This is a genomic window from Vibrio sp. SCP2, assembly GCF_059295395.1.
Genome location: NZ_JCAFVV010000001.1, coordinates 522,318 through 539,090, shown reverse-complemented (window position 1 = coordinate 539,090; position 16,773 = coordinate 522,318). Strand labels below are relative to the sequence as shown.

General features: G+C 44.9%; 14 protein-coding genes. 12 read left to right on the top strand and 2 right to left on the bottom strand.

Features of this window, described 5'->3' with window-relative positions:
- Positions 1-66 precede the first annotated feature (66 nt).
- The 4 genes from AC5O63_RS02670 to AC5O63_RS02655 all read left to right on the top strand — a co-directional run bounded on the left by AC5O63_RS02670 (position 67) and on the right by AC5O63_RS02655 (position 5,384).
- Positions 67-1,035, top strand: a complete 969-nt coding sequence (locus AC5O63_RS02670) for a S1 family peptidase (protein ID WP_494503816.1) — start codon at positions 67-69, stop codon at positions 1,033-1,035.
- Between the two features lie 73 nt (positions 1,036-1,108).
- A complete protein-coding gene (locus tag AC5O63_RS02665) occupies positions 1,109-2,137 on the top strand; it encodes a S1 family peptidase (protein ID WP_494503815.1) in 1,029 nt (342 codons plus the stop codon).
- Positions 2,138-2,268: 131 nt separating this feature from the next.
- Positions 2,269-2,934 carry a LuxR C-terminal-related transcriptional regulator gene (locus AC5O63_RS02660; RefSeq protein ID WP_494503814.1) on the top strand — a complete coding sequence of 222 codons (666 nt, stop codon included), beginning with the start codon at positions 2,269-2,271 and terminating at the stop codon, positions 2,932-2,934.
- A gap of 164 nt (positions 2,935-3,098) precedes the next feature.
- Positions 3,099-5,384 (top strand): ATP-binding protein, encoded by a 2,286-nt coding sequence (locus tag AC5O63_RS02655; RefSeq protein ID WP_494503813.1) that lies wholly within the window; start codon positions 3,099-3,101, stop codon positions 5,382-5,384.
- 24 nt (positions 5,385-5,408) lie between these two features.
- On the opposite strand, the gene AC5O63_RS02650 is transcribed toward AC5O63_RS02655, so the two are convergent.
- Positions 5,409-5,672 carry a DUF3012 domain-containing protein gene (locus AC5O63_RS02650; protein WP_494503812.1) on the bottom strand — a complete coding sequence of 88 codons (264 nt, stop codon included), beginning with the start codon at positions 5,670-5,672 and terminating at the stop codon, positions 5,409-5,411.
- Between the two features lie 309 nt (positions 5,673-5,981).
- On the opposite strand from AC5O63_RS02650, the gene rbsD reads away from it, so the two are divergent.
- From rbsD to AC5O63_RS02615, 7 genes are all read left to right on the top strand, one after another.
- Positions 5,982-6,401, top strand: a complete 420-nt coding sequence (rbsD, locus tag AC5O63_RS02645; protein ID WP_494503811.1) for a D-ribose pyranase — start codon at positions 5,982-5,984, stop codon at positions 6,399-6,401.
- 24 nt (positions 6,402-6,425) lie between these two features.
- On the top strand, positions 6,426-7,931 hold the full coding sequence (gene rbsA, locus AC5O63_RS02640) for a ribose ABC transporter ATP-binding protein RbsA (RefSeq protein ID WP_171320719.1): 1,506 nt from the start codon (positions 6,426-6,428) through the stop codon (positions 7,929-7,931).
- A complete protein-coding gene (gene rbsC / locus AC5O63_RS02635) occupies positions 7,928-8,911 on the top strand; it encodes a ribose ABC transporter permease (RefSeq protein ID WP_004745593.1) in 984 nt (327 codons plus the stop codon). The genes rbsA and rbsC overlap by 4 nt, the downstream gene beginning before the upstream one ends.
- 60 nt (positions 8,912-8,971) lie before the next feature.
- Entirely contained in the window at positions 8,972-9,850 is an 879-nt protein-coding gene (gene rbsB / locus AC5O63_RS02630; protein ID WP_004745594.1) for a ribose ABC transporter substrate-binding protein RbsB, read from the top strand.
- 142 nt (positions 9,851-9,992) lie between these two features.
- The gene (gene rbsK / locus AC5O63_RS02625; RefSeq protein WP_494503810.1) at positions 9,993-10,913 is read left to right on the top strand and encodes a ribokinase; all 921 of its coding nucleotides are present in this window, start codon (positions 9,993-9,995) and stop codon (positions 10,911-10,913) included.
- A 29-nt stretch (positions 10,914-10,942) separates the two neighbouring features.
- Positions 10,943-11,944: a substrate-binding domain-containing protein gene (locus tag AC5O63_RS02620; protein WP_494503809.1), complete on the top strand. Its 1,002-nt coding sequence runs from the start codon at positions 10,943-10,945 to the stop codon at positions 11,942-11,944.
- Positions 11,945-12,071: 127 nt separating this feature from the next.
- Positions 12,072-13,619, top strand: a complete 1,548-nt coding sequence (locus AC5O63_RS02615; RefSeq protein ID WP_494503808.1) for a DUF3369 domain-containing protein — start codon at positions 12,072-12,074, stop codon at positions 13,617-13,619.
- On the opposite strand, the gene AC5O63_RS02610 is transcribed toward AC5O63_RS02615, so the two are convergent.
- A complete protein-coding gene (locus AC5O63_RS02610) occupies positions 13,616-15,574 on the bottom strand; it encodes a PAS domain-containing sensor histidine kinase (protein WP_494503807.1) in 1,959 nt (652 codons plus the stop codon). The genes AC5O63_RS02615 and AC5O63_RS02610 overlap by 4 nt on opposite strands.
- Positions 15,575-15,692: 118 nt before the next feature.
- Between AC5O63_RS02610 and AC5O63_RS02605 the strand changes: the two genes are divergently transcribed.
- The gene (locus AC5O63_RS02605; protein ID WP_494503806.1) at positions 15,693-16,658 is read left to right on the top strand and encodes an ABC transporter substrate-binding protein; all 966 of its coding nucleotides are present in this window, start codon (positions 15,693-15,695) and stop codon (positions 16,656-16,658) included.
- The last annotated feature ends 115 nt before the right edge of the window (positions 16,659-16,773 follow it).

Genomic DNA, 16,773 nt, shown 5'->3' with positions numbered 1-16,773 from the left:
TAGGAGAGGTTTTTTTATGCCGATAACTCCTGCTAATTAAATGGATTTGATGAATAGGAGAAGGTAATGCGAAGGATCTCAATTGTTCTTTCTTGCCTGTGGGCTGCAGGTGCCTATAGTGCGAGCGTATCGCCATATATCGTCAACGGTAGTGACGTCAATGTGAGTGTTCACCCCTCATTTGCTAGTTTGTTCTACGACCGGATTAACTATGATGGTCGTTATGGTACTGGACCTTATTGCGGAGCAACTCTGCTCAACAGCCAATACGTGTTGACGGCAGCGCATTGCATCTATGGCTCTACTCAAAATCAGCTGTTTACTTCCGTAGTTCCGCAGCTTCAAAATGAAACGGATTTTCCTAACTCAGTGGCTCAACGTGTGATGGTTAATGAGTTTTACTATCCAAGCAACTACAACAACAGTACCTTGGCGAATGATATTGCGATACTAAAACTCGCTTCGCCTATTACTGCTGTAACAAGTTATGCAACGCTTGGCACCACTGGCGATGAGGGCACTTATAGGCAGACTAGCCCAGTTCAAGTGTTTTATGCGGTTGGTCACGGTAATACTCAAACCAATATCGATACCACCACTTATCTACAAAGAACCCAACTGCAGTATGTTCCCAATGCGAGCTGTAATGTCTATACCAATGCGGATACTAGTGCCAATCTGTGTATGACAGGTGCTGCAACGGTCGTCTATGACAATGCAACTTGTCAAGGGGACTCGGGAGGCCCCTTATATTGGGATAACTCAGGTAGCTTTGTTCAAGTTGGGATCACCAGTTTTGGTCCTGAAACATGTGGTAACCCTTCCATTACGCCAAACTCGGTATTTACTGAAGTTTCTGATCATTCAGCTTGGATTGCATCTGTATTAGCTGGAAACGAAACGCCTAAAGTGACAGTAACAGACGCTCAGCGAAATGCGTATCTCAACCCTAGCTCTGGGGACTCTGGCGGTGGCTCCCTAGGCTTCGTGTTTCTATCACTATTAGGTTTGGTTGGTTGGAGACGCAGCAAATAAAAACTTACTGATCTGACCTACTTTCTACATCGTAATCTAAACTTAAATGGTGATTGCGATATAGGAAGAAAGCATGAAAGCGTCAATTCGTTTAATTTGCCTGCTTTTGATTACCAAGTTGAGCTATGCCGTTGAAGTTACGCCTTATATCGTTAACGGCAGTGATGCTAATATTGTCAATTACCCTTCCTTCGCCAGTCTTTTTTTTCGCAACGGTAACTTATATAGCTCGTCATCTTACTGCGGCGCAACGATGATCAATTCGCAGTTCGTGCTTACTGCTGCCCACTGTATCTACGATGACGACAATTTGATGCTGTATACCGTCGTCGCTCCTCAACTGGATGACGAAAGTAACTTTCTCTCGAATCAACAGGCCAGAGCTTTAGAGTTTTATTACCCAGATAGCTATATCGATTCATCAGCAGAGCTTTGGCCTGATGACATTGCTATCATTAAGTTAGAAACGCCGTTGGCAGTTTCCAATTATACCTCTCTTATAAACACGACGATTAACAATACATTTTCAGTCAGTGATACCTTTAAAGCGATTGGGCATGGCTTAATTGAAGGCAATGTATCTGGCGGGACTAACTTGTTAGAAACGACGCTAACCTATATGACAACCTCAGCATGCCAAGCGGAGTATGGAAGCAAGCTGACCTCAAGCCATCTTTGTTTCAGTGGACCAATCAGCGGCGGTTATCGGAACTCTACCTGTAATGGGGATTCTGGCGGTCCTGTCTATTGGTATAATGGCTCTCAGTACATCCAAATTGGTATAACGAGTTTCGGGCCAAGTACGTGTGGCGATACCAGCCGCAGTGTCACCTCTGTTTTTACCGATGTGCATGATTACCAAGCTTGGATATCTCGCGTTATCAATGGTCTTGAAACTCCGAAAGCATATGTCGCAACCGTTAATGGTGTGCGCACTCTAGTGAAAGGGACGTCATCTCCGCCAGTGACAACAACCAGTGGAGACAGTGGTGGTGGGAGCGCAAATCCGCTAATACTTCTCTATCTTCTACTAGTACTTTTTGTTCGCTTCCGGTCGATATTCACGATGCGCATATCCAATTCGTGCGCTTCTCACAAATGAGAACGTTCGGTTAATTTTATGAAATTAAATGATATTTCATACTTTCTTTCCCGCTATTTGTGATTTGTTAGGTTGACTATTTGCCACTAAACGATAGTTTTAACTTATCGATAAATCGAGCAGGAATTACCATGATGAATAATGATATTTATAAAATTACTCTTGTTTCTGATGTCACTATGCAATCGAAACTGCTGAAAGATTCTTTGGAAAAAGGGCTGGATCTCCAAGTAACCATGGTTACTTCCGAGGCTCTAGAAATGGAAGAGGGGAGTTCATTACTTGGCAATCTTGTTCTTATCGATTACCACTATCTGGATGAAAGTAAGTTTGAAGCGTACAATCAAGCAAAAATGGTGAGCCAATACACAGTCAAAGAAATTGTGTTTAACTGTCCTAACGAAGCGCCTTCAAGCCATCTGTTTAAATGGCGTAATCTAGTCGGAGTTTTCTACGTTGATGATGAGGTTTCTTTACTGCTCAAAGGTATGGAAAAGATCATGAATGATGAAATGTGGCTATCACGTAAAGTCGCTCAAGATTACATCGAGCATTTCCGCTGTGCGAATACGGTTACCACTTCCCAAGCCTATGCGAACCTAACTAAGCGCGAAAAAGAAATCATGCGTTTGCTCGGACACGGTGCGTCCAATATTCAAATTGCCGAAGAGTTGTTTGTCAGTGAAAACACGGTGAAAACGCACTTGCATAATATCTTTAAGAAAATTAATGCCAAGAATCGACTTCAAGCGCTGTTGTGGGCAAATAATAACATCGCTTTAGAAGAGCGGGTTTAATCGCCTGAATGACAAATTGTCTTTATCTGGCCAAGCTTAATCGCTTGGCCTTTTTATTGTTTGAGAAACTTCACCAATCAACTACAAATAGACCACCTGAATTGGATGGGGTATTGAGCCTAAACTACGCTTAGTTAAGTGAGTAAATAACCGTTAGGTGTGAAATGGCAGACAAAGAGCTAATTTCATTGCTCTGGTTGCTAGGGTGTACCTGTATCGCCCTGTTTATGCAGGCAGGTTTTACCTTGATCGAGACAGGTAGCGTACGAGCTAAAAACTCGGTCAATGTAGCGATGAAAAACCTTGCCGATTTCATTGTTGTGACCGTGGCTTACATTGTGTTCGGATATCACTTGAGCCAAGGTGATAGCTTGCTCTCGTTCGAGACGCTAGCTATGGACGATGAGCACCTACCTAAACTGTTATTCAACGTGATGTTTGTAACCACTGCAGCGACGATCGTTTCGGGATGTGTCGCGGAGCGCATGAGTTACAAAGGCTATATCTACACTTCTTTTTTAATCGCCGTTATCACTTATCCCATCGCTTCCTATTGGACTTGGAACCCATACTCTTGGCTTAACTCAAGTGGTTTTTATGATTTTGCTGGTGGCACAACGGTACACGTTGTCGGGGGTATGATCGGCTTGATTGGAACCATGATAGTCGGGCCGAGAAAAGGTCGTTTCGACAACAAGTCAGTACGTGAAATCCCTTCTTATAGCCATACACTTGTGACGTTAGGCGTGTTCTTAATGATGTTTGCTTGGCTTGGTTTTAATGGCGGAAGCCTATATACCTTCGATTTACGAGTGCCCAAAATACTGTTTAACACCTTAGTGTGCGGTGCGATTGCTGGATGTACAACTTTATTCTGGTTACATCACTATCGGCATGTTCCAGTGTTTGTCGTTCTCAATAGTGTTCTCGGCGGTTTGGTGATTGTTACTGCGGGTGCCGACATAATGGGAATGGTCGATTTGTTGGTGCTTGGTATGTTTGCTTCTGCGTGCGTCATTTTAGGCGATCGGATGCTCATCAAAGCCAAAATAGATGATCCGGTTGGCGCGATTCCTGTCCACCTATTCTGCGGGGTTGTTGGAACACTGTATGCGGGTTTTAAATTGGGATGGATTGAAAACCAAGACGTTGTTAACCAGTTACTCATTCAAGTTACCGGTTTAGTGATGGTTACGTGCTGGGCGGCGCTCAATGCCGTCACTATATTCATGCTTCTGAGAAAAATGCACCTAGATCGAGTGACAGAGCGAGAAGAAGAAGTGGGCCTTAATGTCAGTGAGCACGGTGTTAGGATGAGTTGGCTCGAAACCGTCAATACCATTGAGCAGATAAGCCAGCATGGAGACTACTCACGTCGAGTTCCGATTGAGTTTGGTACTGAGGCGGGGGATGTGGCGATATCATTCAATAATTTGATGGACCGACTAGAGAGTAACATTGATGTACTCCATCAGGTTGCTAAAGGGAACCTAGAAGATCTAGACGTGACGCCAAGCAGTGATCGAGACATCATGTCTAACTCACTAAAAACAATGATCCTTGGATTGCGCTCACTTATTGATGATGTGGAAGACCAACTACAAAAACAGGCCTCACAGGGTGACCCGCATACTTTACAAGCGTTAATAGAGCGTTTTAAGCGCACGCAAGATCAACTCATGGAAGCGGAAAAAATGTCCGCGTTGAGTGGTATGGTGGTAGGCGTGGCCCATGAACTGAATACACCTTTAGGGGTGTCGGTTACAAGTCTATCTATCTTAAATGAACGCCTGTTTTCAATTCAAAAAAGCTTTCAGGATAAGACGATTTCGCAGGACGATCTCACCGAGTTTCTCTCAGTGGCTAACCAGTGTATGGAGATGCTTATCGCTAACATCAATCGCTCTGTTGAGTTGGTGAGTAAGTTGAAAAGTGTCGACCAGAAAATGACGGTGGAAGAACCCAAGTTGATTGAATTATCGCAACTGTTTAGCGACGTATTAACTCATACTGAGGAGTTGTTCGATGAACACAATATCTCTGCCCGATTAGAGTGCGATGAGAAACTTCGTGTTTACGTTGCACCGATTTCGTTGGCGTGTGTTATTGAGGAGCTTTTAACCAATAGCGCATTGCATGCATTCTCTGACGAACAGAGCTCTCAGCGCGAGGTTAAGCTAGTTGCCAGCCAAGATCATCAACATACCTATATCAGCGTTGAAGACAATGGTAAGGGGATCAGCGAACAAGATCAGTCAAAAATATTCCAACCCTTTTTCACCACGCTTAGGGCTAGAGGGGGAACGGGACTAGGGATGCATATGGTTTACAATATTTGCAGTCAAAAACTAGCAGCAAATATTGAACTGGAAAGTACTTTAGGCGTGGGGACGAAATTTGTCATCACACTTGAAAATCGGATTGAACCGGAAGGAAGAGCATCTGCATAATTGTAAATGCTCTTTAGATATCGATTAGAATACACAATGCTTGGCGTAACTCGTTGCGTCGTTCGCGCTCCAGTCGCCTTTGGGCTTGTCTTCTAAATCTTTACACCAGCCTTCACTTCCGACAGCGTCTTGTAGCACACAGTGCTTAGCGTAATCAACAGCGCCTTGGGCATTCCATTCGCTCTTAGGCTTATCTGACATCTCGTCACACCAGGCTTGTGTGCCCACTTCTGTTTGACAGGCACTTAGCGTTAGTAGCGCAACGAAAGAAAATGCAATCTTTTTCATCTCAATTTCCAAGTCTTCTTGATGCCCCACACTATACCTTAAAAGATCTGCTGCTCCGCTTAATCGAGCAAATAAATATAGAAAATGGCATATCGAAACGTTTCGATGAGTGATCTTAATCACTTTGATAAGAGAATAGTCACTAGCAAAGCGGATCAATTTCACACTCTATAGAATCGAGTCTCGAATTTCTGAAGTGACGGACTATTATGTCATCGAAACGTTTCGATGAGTATTTTCTCAATAACAAGCATGACAGAGAAAATAAAGCTTGCCGTACGATAAACGTATTTTTGAAAGGTCGATGAGATGAAGAAAAGTACCCTTATAAATTCAGAACTTTCTTACTTGGTGGCGACATTAGGTCATACCGATGAGATTACCGTTTGTGATGCAGGCTTACCTATTCCTGATGAAGTGCAACGTATCGATTTAGCACTGACACATGGTGTTCCTTCATTTCTAGAAACAGTACGAGTGCTATTAAGTGAGTCTCAGGTTGAAGGCGTCATTATTGCTGAAGAATTTGCCAAAGTGAGCCCGGCTCATCATGAAGCTTTAGTCAAAGAACTTGCGACAGAAAGCGAGTTAAGCGGTAAGAAAATTGAAGTGACGTATGTGTCTCATGAAGACTTCAAAGTTCGTACTCAGCAGAGTAGAGCAGTAGTTCGTACTGGTGAGTGCACACCGTATGCGAACGTTATATTTCAAGCAGGTGTGGTTTTTTAAGCCGCGCGATCGTAGGGAAGAATTATGACTCAAGCCATTCTTCAGCTGAGCTCCATTGAAAAGGCTTTCCCAGGTGTTAAAGCTCTGGACAAAGCAAGCCTGAATGTTTACCCCGGACGTGTAATGGCACTGATGGGAGAAAACGGAGCAGGCAAGTCGACTTTGATGAAAGTGCTAACGGGCATTTACACCAAAGACAGCGGCAGCATTCAATATCAAGGTGAAACGGCAGCCTTTAAAGGCCCAAGAGACTCTCAAGAAGCTGGGATCAGCATTATTCACCAAGAATTAAACCTCATTCCGGAACTAACTATTGCCGAAAACATTTTCCTTGGTCGAGAATTTACCAGTGCATTTGGTGGCATTCAGTGGGGAAAAATGTATGACGAAGCGGACAAACTACTGGCACGCCTGAACGTCAAACACAGCTCTAAGACCTTGCTGGGTGACCTGAGCCTAGGTGAGCAGCAAATGGTTGAGATTGCGAAAGCACTGTCGTTCGAATCTAAGGTCATCATTATGGATGAGCCAACGGACGCCTTAACCGACACAGAGACTGAATCATTGTTTAAGGTGATCAACGAGCTTCGTGCTCAAGGTTGCGGCATTGTTTACATCTCTCACCGCCTTAAAGAAATTTTCGAAATCTGCGACGACATTACCGTTCTTCGTGATGGCAAGTTTATCGGTGAATGCCAAGTTTCTGATACCGATGAAGATGGCCTCATTGAGATGATGGTTGGTCGTAAGCTTGATGAGCAGTATCCGCGCATCGATGTTCGTCATGGTGAAACCTGTCTAGAAGTGATCGGTTTGACAGGTTCTGGTGTCCAAGACGTCACTTTTACTCTTAAACGAGGCGAGATTTTGGGTGTGTCTGGCTTGATGGGTGCAGGTCGTACTGAGCTAATGAAAGTCATCTACGGCGCACTACCGAGTGAACGTGGTGTGATTAACCTAGACAACAAAACGATTAACCCCGTTAGCCCGCAAGATGGACTTGCGAATGGTATCGCCTATATCTCTGAGGACCGCAAAGGGGATGGCTTGGTACTAGGACTTTCGGTTAAAGAGAACATGTCTCTTTGCGCGTTAGATAAGCTGACCAAGGGTGGTCGTATTCAGCACAGTGATGAAGTGGTCGCTGTTGAAGACTTCATCAAGCTTTTCAACATCAAAACTCCGACTAGAGATCAAATCATAGGCAACCTATCTGGCGGTAACCAACAGAAAGTGGCGATCGCTAAAGGGTTAATGACCAAACCTAAAGTGTTGATCTTGGATGAGCCGACTCGCGGTGTTGATGTCGGTGCGAAGAAAGAGATCTACCAACTTATCAACAAATTTAAAGCCGATGGCATGAGCATCATCCTTGTCTCATCGGAAATGCCCGAAGTGTTAGGCATGAGCGACCGCATCCTCGTTATGCACGAAGGTCGAATCAGCGGCGAGTTTGATGCAAAAGACGCCGACCAAGAAAAACTACTCGCCTGTGCCGTAGGCAAAAAGATTAATGAGGAAGCAGCATGAGTACCAATACCATGAGCAAACCAACGGAAACAAACAGCAAAAAACTGTTTAGCAAAGAGTGGTTAATTGAACAAAAATCACTGATTGCACTCTTGTTTTTGATTGTTGTCGTATCATTCTTAAACCCGAACTTTTTTACGGTCGACAACATTCTCAACATCCTGCGCCAGACATCGGTTAACGCCATCATCGCCGTCGGTATGACTTTGGTTATCTTGACTGCGGGTATCGATTTGAGCGTTGGCTCAGTCTTGGCTCTGTGTGGTGCCTTCGCTGCGAGCTTAATCGCGATGGAAGTGCCTGTCTTGATCGCAGTTCCAACCGCACTGTTCGCTGGTGCCGCACTAGGGGCAATCAGCGGCATTATTATCGCTAAGGGTAAGGTTCAAGCCTTTATTGCTACCTTGGTGACTATGACGCTTCTGCGCGGCGTGACCATGGTGTATACCGACGGTCGACCAATTTCTACAGGCTTCACTGACACAGCAGATGCATTCGCTTGGTTTGGTACTGGCTACGCATTAGGTATCCCTGTTCCAGTTTGGCTAATGGTTATCGTATTTGCAGCTGCTTGGTACCTACTTAACCACACTCGCTTTGGTCGCTATGTCTACGCCCTAGGTGGTAATGAATCTGCGACTCGCCTATCTGGTATCAACGTTGATCGCGTAAAAATTGGTGTCTATGCCATCTGTGGTCTGCTTGCTGCACTGGCTGGCATCATCGTCACCTCACGACTGTCATCGGCACAACCGACTGCGGGTATGGGTTACGAGCTAGACGCGATTGCCGCAGTTGTACTGGGTGGCACTAGCCTAATGGGTGGTAAGGGCCGCATCATGGGCACACTGATCGGTGCGCTGATTATCGGCTTCCTAAATAACGCCCTAAACCTACTCGACGTTTCCTCCTACTACCAAATGATCGCTAAAGCAGTGGTAATTCTACTTGCGGTACTGGTAGACAACAAAAACAAGTAAATCATAACTAAATCGAGCCAAGTGACGTGTCTTGGCTCACCCTACACAAGGACTGAGAAAATGAAAAAACTAACGACTCTTATCTCTGCTGCACTACTTTCGTCAACCGTTTCTGTTTCAGCGCAAGCTCAGGACACGATGGCAATCGTACTGTCTACGCTGAACAACCCTTTCTTCGTTACGATGAAAGATGGTGCTGAAGCAAAGGCAAAAGAGTTAGGTTATGACCTAATCGTACTAGACTCGCAAAATGACCCAAGCAAAGAGCTGTCAAACATTGAAGATCTGACTATCCGTGGTGTTAAGGCGATTCTAATCAACCCAACGGATTCAGACGCGGTGTCTAATGCGATTCGCATGGCAAACCGTTCTAACATCCCAGTACTTACTCTAGACCGTGGTGCGAGCCGTGGTGAAGTGGTGAGCCACATTGCCTCTGACAACGTTGTTGGCGGCGAAATGGCGGGTAACTACATTGTTGAAAAAGTGGGGATGAAAGCGAAAGTTATTCAACTTGAAGGCATTGCGGGTACTTCTGCGGCACGCGAGCGTGGTGAAGGCTTTATGAATGCGGTTAAAGGCAGTGAAATGGACGTTCTAGCGAGCCAACCTGCAGACTTCGACCGTACTAAAGGTCTTAACGTAATGGAAAACCTGCTAGCGGCTAACCCAGATGTGCAAGCGGTATTTGCTCAGAATGATGAGATGGCTCTAGGTGCTCTGCGCGCGGTTCAAGCATCAGGTAAAGATGTAATGATCGTTGGCTTCGATGGCACGGATGACGGCATCGCAGCGGTTAACCGCGGCAAGCTATCTGCAACTATCGCTCAGCAGCCAGATCTTATCGGCGCACTTGGTATCGAAACCGCTGACAAAGTACTGAAAGGTTCTCAAGTAGAAGAGTACATCCCAGTACCACTGAAAGTTATCACTAAGTAATGAGTTAACCAATTTTGTCCTTCTCCCCGTTTATATCTGTCGTTTAGGGGAGAAGGGCGAATAGCCATGTGCTTTTTTACAGAGTTCATCGCTATTACTCCTGTTCACATATAAGTGGCTCTAGCGAGCCGAGGATTACCTTATGAATAAGTTAGTGGTTTTAGGTAGTGTTAACGCTGACCATGTTCTTCAAGTGCCTTCTTTCCCTCGCCCTGGCGAGACGTTACATGGTCGAAACTATCAAGTTATTCCTGGTGGTAAAGGGGCAAACCAAGCCGTAGCGGCTGCAAGATTAAATGCGGATATCGGCTTCATTGCTTGTGTCGGTGATGATGCGTTTGGTATCAACATTCGCGAAAACTTCAAGATGGACAACATCAACATTGCCGGCGTTAAAATGGAGCCAAACTGCCCAACCGGTATTGCAATGATTCAGGTCGCCGATAGCGGTGAAAACAGCATCTGTATTTCTGCAGAAGCGAATGCAAAACTGACCGCTGAGGCTATTGAGTCAGATTTAGAGCAGATTCGTTCGGCCAAGTACCTGCTGACGCAATTGGAAACGCCGATTTGTGGTATAGAAAAAGCGGCCAAAGTGGCCAAAGAAGCGCGCACCAATGTTATTTTAAACCCTGCGCCAGCGCGTCCACTTTCGGATGAATTGCTCGCCTGTGTCGATGTTATCACGCCAAATGAAACAGAAGCGGAAGTGCTTACTGGGATCACTGTGACGGATAATGATAGCGCGCAAGAAGCGGCGAACGAACTGCATCGTAAAGGGATCGAAATCGTCATGATTACCCTTGGCGCGAAAGGGGTTTGGCTGAGTCAAAATGGGCGTGGAGAGCTAATTGCTGGCTTTAAGGTCGATGCAACAGATACGACGGCGGCGGGAGATACATTTAATGGGGCATTGGTCACTGGTCTGCTCGAAGATTTACCTTTAGAATCAGCGATCAAATTTGCTCATGCAGCAGCGGCTATCTCTGTGACGCGTTTTGGCGCCCAAACATCCATCCCGTCAAGAGAAGAAGTCGATGCTTTCTTAGCAGAGCAAAGCTAACGTCTAGCCACAAGCAAGGAGAGAATGACATGGCGACAATGAAAGATATCGCAAGAGTTGCGGGTGTATCGACCTCTACGGTGAGCCATGTCATCAATAAATCTCGTTTCGTCAGTGAAGAGATCTCTGAGCGCGTAAATAATGCCGCTCGTGAGCTTAATTACCGTCCGTCTGCATTAGCTCGCAGCCTTAAAGTCAATCGCACTAAAACCATAGGTATGCTGGTGACCACCTCGACCAACCCGTTTTTCGGTGAAGTGGTAAAAGGGGTGGAGCGCAGTTGCTATCAGCAAGGTTATAGCCTGATTCTGTGTAATACCGAGGGCGACCACGAACGGATGCGAGACTCGATCAATACCTTGCTGCAAAAACGTGTCGATGGTTTGATCTTGATGTGTTCTTCGCTTGAAGGTGAGCGTTTGGAAGTGTTTGAGCAATACCAAGACATTCCAGTCGTTGTTATGGATTGGGGGCCGATGCTGTTTACCAGTGACAAGATCCAAGACAACTCATTGCGCGGTGGCTATCTGGCAGCGAAGCACTTAATCGAATCTGGTCATAAAAAGATTGGTTGTATCACTGGTCCATTGGTCAAACACCAAGCTCAAATGCGTTATGAAGGGTATAAACGAGCCCTGAACGAACACGGATTGGAGTTCAAAGCTAATTGGATCATCGAGTCTGACTTTGAGTGTGAAGGCGGCTATGAAGCGTTCAATAAAATGATCGCTAAAGGACCGCTACCAAGTGCAATTTTTGTCTGCAATGACATGATGGCGATGGGGGTAATCAATGCTGCAAACGAGAAAGGTATTCGGATTCCGGAAGAGTTGTCTATCATTGGCTACGATGATATTCATATTGCAAAATTTATGAGCCCTTCGCTTACTACTATTCACCAACCTAAATACCGATTAGGTAAAGCAGCTGTAGAAGCGCTACTCAAGAAATTAGAAGGTGAATCAACAGATACTCAGGTGGTTCAGCTAGAACCAACTCTGGTCAGCAGAGCAACCGTTCTTAGGTTGTGATAAAGGTAGTGTCAAGCGTCAAACAATGAGTACACTGAATTAGCTTTTGCTTAATGAGTAAGTAGTAAATATCTGCAAATTTGTGCTAAACCTAAAGAATGAACTCATTTGCGATATTAGGTACTACATGGAGTTGTTTGCCGATCAAAGAGAGCAAGAAAGTCCTCTGAGCGATGGCCCGATTGATGAGGTTATCCCATCAGTGCCGTGGACAGTGCTGCTTGTAGATGATGACGCCCAAATGCATCAGGTGACTCGCTTGGCCTTGTCTGGCTTTACCTTTGAAGGCCGCAAACTCAATTTGATCTCTGCTCACTCGGCCCGAGAAGCCAAAGTTATGTTTCAGCAAAATAGTGATATTGCTCTGGCGCTGGTGGATGTGGTGATGGAAACAGAGCATGCAGGATTAGAGCTAGTAAAGTTCATTCGCGAAGATCTAGGTAACAACCTTGTTCGAGTCGTATTACGTACCGGACAAGCAGGGCAAGCTCCTGAAGATATTGTTATTCGCGAGTATGAAATTGACGATTACAAAGAAAAGACGGAACTTACCACTCAAAAACTCAAAACCTTGCTCTACTCGATGTTGCGTTCTTATCGAGACTTGTGCCTTATTAACCAGCAGAAGTCGGGGCTTAAGAAAGTGATTGAGTCTTCCGCGAAAGTTCAAAATACCACCACTTTACAAGCCTATGCCGCCTCTGTTTTGGAACAGCTTACTTCGTTGCTTCAGTTAGAAAAATCAGCTTTTTACTGTCTAGTAAAACCAAGACCCAATGGTGAAGTGACACGAGCATTGACTTTAGCAGCAACGGGCGAATACGTGGATTGCTATAGTGAGTGCGCATTCAATAAGCTGCCTGAAGAGGTCGCCAATCGTTGCCAGCAAGCCCTTGAACAGCGCCATTCGCAACATTTTGGCGATGCGTTTATTCTCTACACCAGTGATGAGCAGGGTGTCGATAGTCTACTGTATGTCAACTTCCATAAAGACCTTTCTGAACTCGATGTACAGTTGCTAGAAATCTATATGCAGAATATAGGGCTTACCTTCGAAAACCTGAGTCTTCTTATCGATATAAAAGAAACATCAAAAGAACTTGTCTATAACCTCGCTAACGCTGTAGAAGCGCGTAGCCGTGAGACTGGAGCGCACGTTCAACGAGTCTCGCTTATTTGCGAAAAGCTGGCGCTCCTCTATGGCTTGAATGAACATGAAGCCAGTATGATGAAGCACGCCTCGCCCTTGCATGATGTCGGTAAAGTCGCGGTACCTGACTCGATTCTTCATAAACCCGGCAAGCTAGATGCAGATGAATGGGAGATTATGAAGAAGCATGTTGATTATGGGGTGGAAATTTTAAGTCGTTCTAAACGTCGCTTGATCGTTATGGCTAAGGAGATTGCGGCTTATCACCACGAGAAATGGGACGGTTCGGGTTATCCGAATGGATTAAAAGGCGACGAGATACCCATCAGCGGACGTATTGCGGCGCTTGCTGATGTGTTTGATGCCCTTGGCGCCAAAAGAAGTTACAAAGAGCCGTGGAGTGATGAAGATATTCGCGCTGAGATCGTCAATCAAAAAGGGGCACACTTTGAGCCGCAGCTGGTCGATTTGCTAATCAACCATTGGGAAGAGTTCATCGAAATCCGTAACTCACTGCCTGATTAGATGTTGTAATCTAAATGGTGGTCAGGAGAATCACTAGCAGGCAAATTCCTTGGCAGTCTGAGCTCGAATCGCACCCCTTGTCCGAGTTCAGATTCAAATATCAGTTCACCTTTCAGTTTCTGTTTTACCAGATTGAATACCAAATTCAGCCCCAAGCCTGAGCCGCCTTTGCCTCGTTTTGTGGTGTAGAAGGGCTCGAAAATCTTTTGGTGTAATGATGCCTCTATGCCACTGCCGTTGTCTCGGTATTCAAACACCAGAATATCTTCATCTTGATGGAAACGAATTGATATCTGCGGTGTGCTCTGTTCGTGAAAAGCGTGATTGATGCTGTTCATAATCAGATTAGAAATAACCTGAGTTAATACGCCGGGTAGACTGTTCATAGTTAAACTGGTATCGCCTTCAAGAACAGGAACTACCGGGAGCTTACGTGTCTCTGGGTGCAAGCTGGCAATTAATGCATCCAATACTTGAAATACCTGAAATTGACTACGGCTTTCTGACACCTGGTCAACCGCGGTTTGTTTAAAATCTCGGATCAGTTTTGCGGCTCGATTGAGATTATGCTCGAGCATAGTGCTACTATCGGACATTCGCTCCATAATAGATCTGAATTGATCTGTTGTGAGAGTTTGACTGGCAAAGGCTTGATTCGCTTCGTGGGTCACATCACGTATGACAGAAGTTGCCGTTACTGCTATACCCAACGGTGTATTCACTTCGTGAGCAACCCCTGCCACAAGCCCCCCGAGGGCGGCGAGTTTTTCAGATTCAACAAGCTGCTCTTGGGTATGTTTGAGCTGCTCCATACTTTGTTTCAAGTCTAGGGTTCGAGTCGCCACTGTGTGTTCAAGGTTTTGGTTCAGCTCTTCAAGTTCAATCTGAGTCAGCTTCAATTCGGTTATATTGATGGCAGTGCCGCGAAAGCCAAGGAAACGATCACTTTCATAACGCGCTTTGGCTTGAAACAGCAGGTATTGAGTAATGCAGTTTAGTGTGATGGTCTCTTCACACATCGAAAAGGTGCTTCGTTGGCGAAGCTTTCCATGAAGTGAAGTGCAATGCTCCAACGCGGTTAGCTGATTCATTACCGGTTTGCTGAGACTATCTATGCTAAGCGCTTCTCTCATGCTATCTGAACAATAAACAAGATGCCCTAACTCATCAGTCTCCCATAGCCAGTCTGAAGAGACGTGGGCAAACTCTTTAAGGCGCTCTTGCTCTTGCTTGATATTGTCATATAGACGAGTGACATTACTGGTGATTTTATTGGCTTCTTCGGCAAGCCAGTCCAACTCGTCATCCTTTTCAGAGATCCAAGCTTGATGTTCAAGTTCCAAAGGATCGGCGGGGTGGCGCGGGTTGTATTTACGAAGGTACTTAGCGATTGCGAAGATCCTTTGGTTGACACTGCGATGGAATACCATCAACACCAGATAACAAACCAGTAAAGTCTTACCTGCGTTGAGAAGTAGGGTGTAAACCGCTTGCCAGATCAGGTAGTCGTAGATCTCTTGTGCATCAGACTGAACGTAAATATGACCGATTTCCTCGACGCGCGAAGTATTTGGATGCTTGTATATCAAAGGATACTTTTTGGTGATTGCGTTTTCGATGACTTCTGTGCCAGCTTCAAAAGTGTAGCCGCCACTTTCGACTCTGAGATAGTCCACTCTCGGCAAGTTCACCAAACCATCAATCTCTTGCTGAAGAATTAAAAGGTCAAAGTCCCAAACTGAAGAGGCAATGATTGGAGCATGTATATCGCGTATCTCAAATTGACGCTGTTTAACGGTATCAAACTCTTTTCTGTAGTCCCATGATAATTGTAGCAATGTAGTAAAAACGGTGATCAAGCTACTCAGCAGCACCATAATCAGGATGATACGTCGTCCGATCCTGCTATAAAAAGGACTGTTTTGGCTTTCTTCGATGTCTTTGCTACGCGTCATGGCATTAATTCGAAAGTTTATTTTTGAGTATAGACGTTCAAATACTAATTGAAGGCGAATGCTGGTGGAGACTTGAGCTAAGGCAACTACACTAATAGAAAAGCAAGAGGAAACTCTCATGCGTTGGATATTACTTTGTCTAGTTTTTTCGTCCCAAGCATTTGCAACTAAAGTGTTGCTGATTGAAAGCTATCATTCCGAATACCCTTGGGATAAAAGTTATGTTGAAGGCATACAGGCTACGTTAGCCGATACGGTTGAGTTAGAAACTTTCCAAATGGATACCAAACGTATCCCTAAAGCAGACTACGCGGGAAAAGCCAAGGAAGCGTTTGCCAAGTATAAGAGCTTTAAGCCTGATATTGTCATGCTCGGTGATGACAATGCTTTATCCTACATGCTACCGATGTTATTTGATGAGCCGATTTCGATTGTGTTTTTAGGGATTAACTCTAACCCTAGAAAGCTGATGTCGAAGTATCGTGGTCAGGCGAAAGTGACAGGTGTGTTGGAGCGGCCACTTTTTACTAAGTCACTGGGAGAGCTTAGAAAGCTATTTGATGATCGAAATTTCAAAGTGAAGGTATTGTTTGATTCAGGTGTGACGTCCCAAATTGCCAAAAGCTATATAGACAAACAGTATACTTTAATTAGGGAAAATCTTGGGATTGATGTTGATATACAAGCTAATGCGACCAAAAATGAGTGGCAAAGCCAAGTCAAAGGGGCAAAGAATGACGGTTTTACGGTCATCATTGTTGGCCTCTATCAAACGCTTATCGATGAACAGGGGAATAATGTCCCGGCCGAGCAAGTCATTAATTGGACCAATCAACACTCAGAGTTGCCGATTTTTGCATTTTGGGACTTTGCCGTAGGCGAAAAGAAAGCGGTAGGTGGTGTGGTGCTGTTTGGCCACAGTCAAGGGGAACAGGCGGCGAGCTTGGTGAATCAAATCATCAACAATGGTCACAGTAAGCCGATTCCTATCGTGACAGGCAATCAAGGTAAAGCGATTTATTCCGAAGTAGAGCGAGAAAGGTGGGGGCTAGAAATGCCTTCTCATTGGCGTTTAATTGATTGAATTGTCACTTGATAAGGCGCTGATATAGAGAAGTTTGAACTATGTCGAAGCAATTGATTTACAATTCACGGGATTACAGATAAAAAGAGCAAAAGAATTTGTAATTGATGACGAT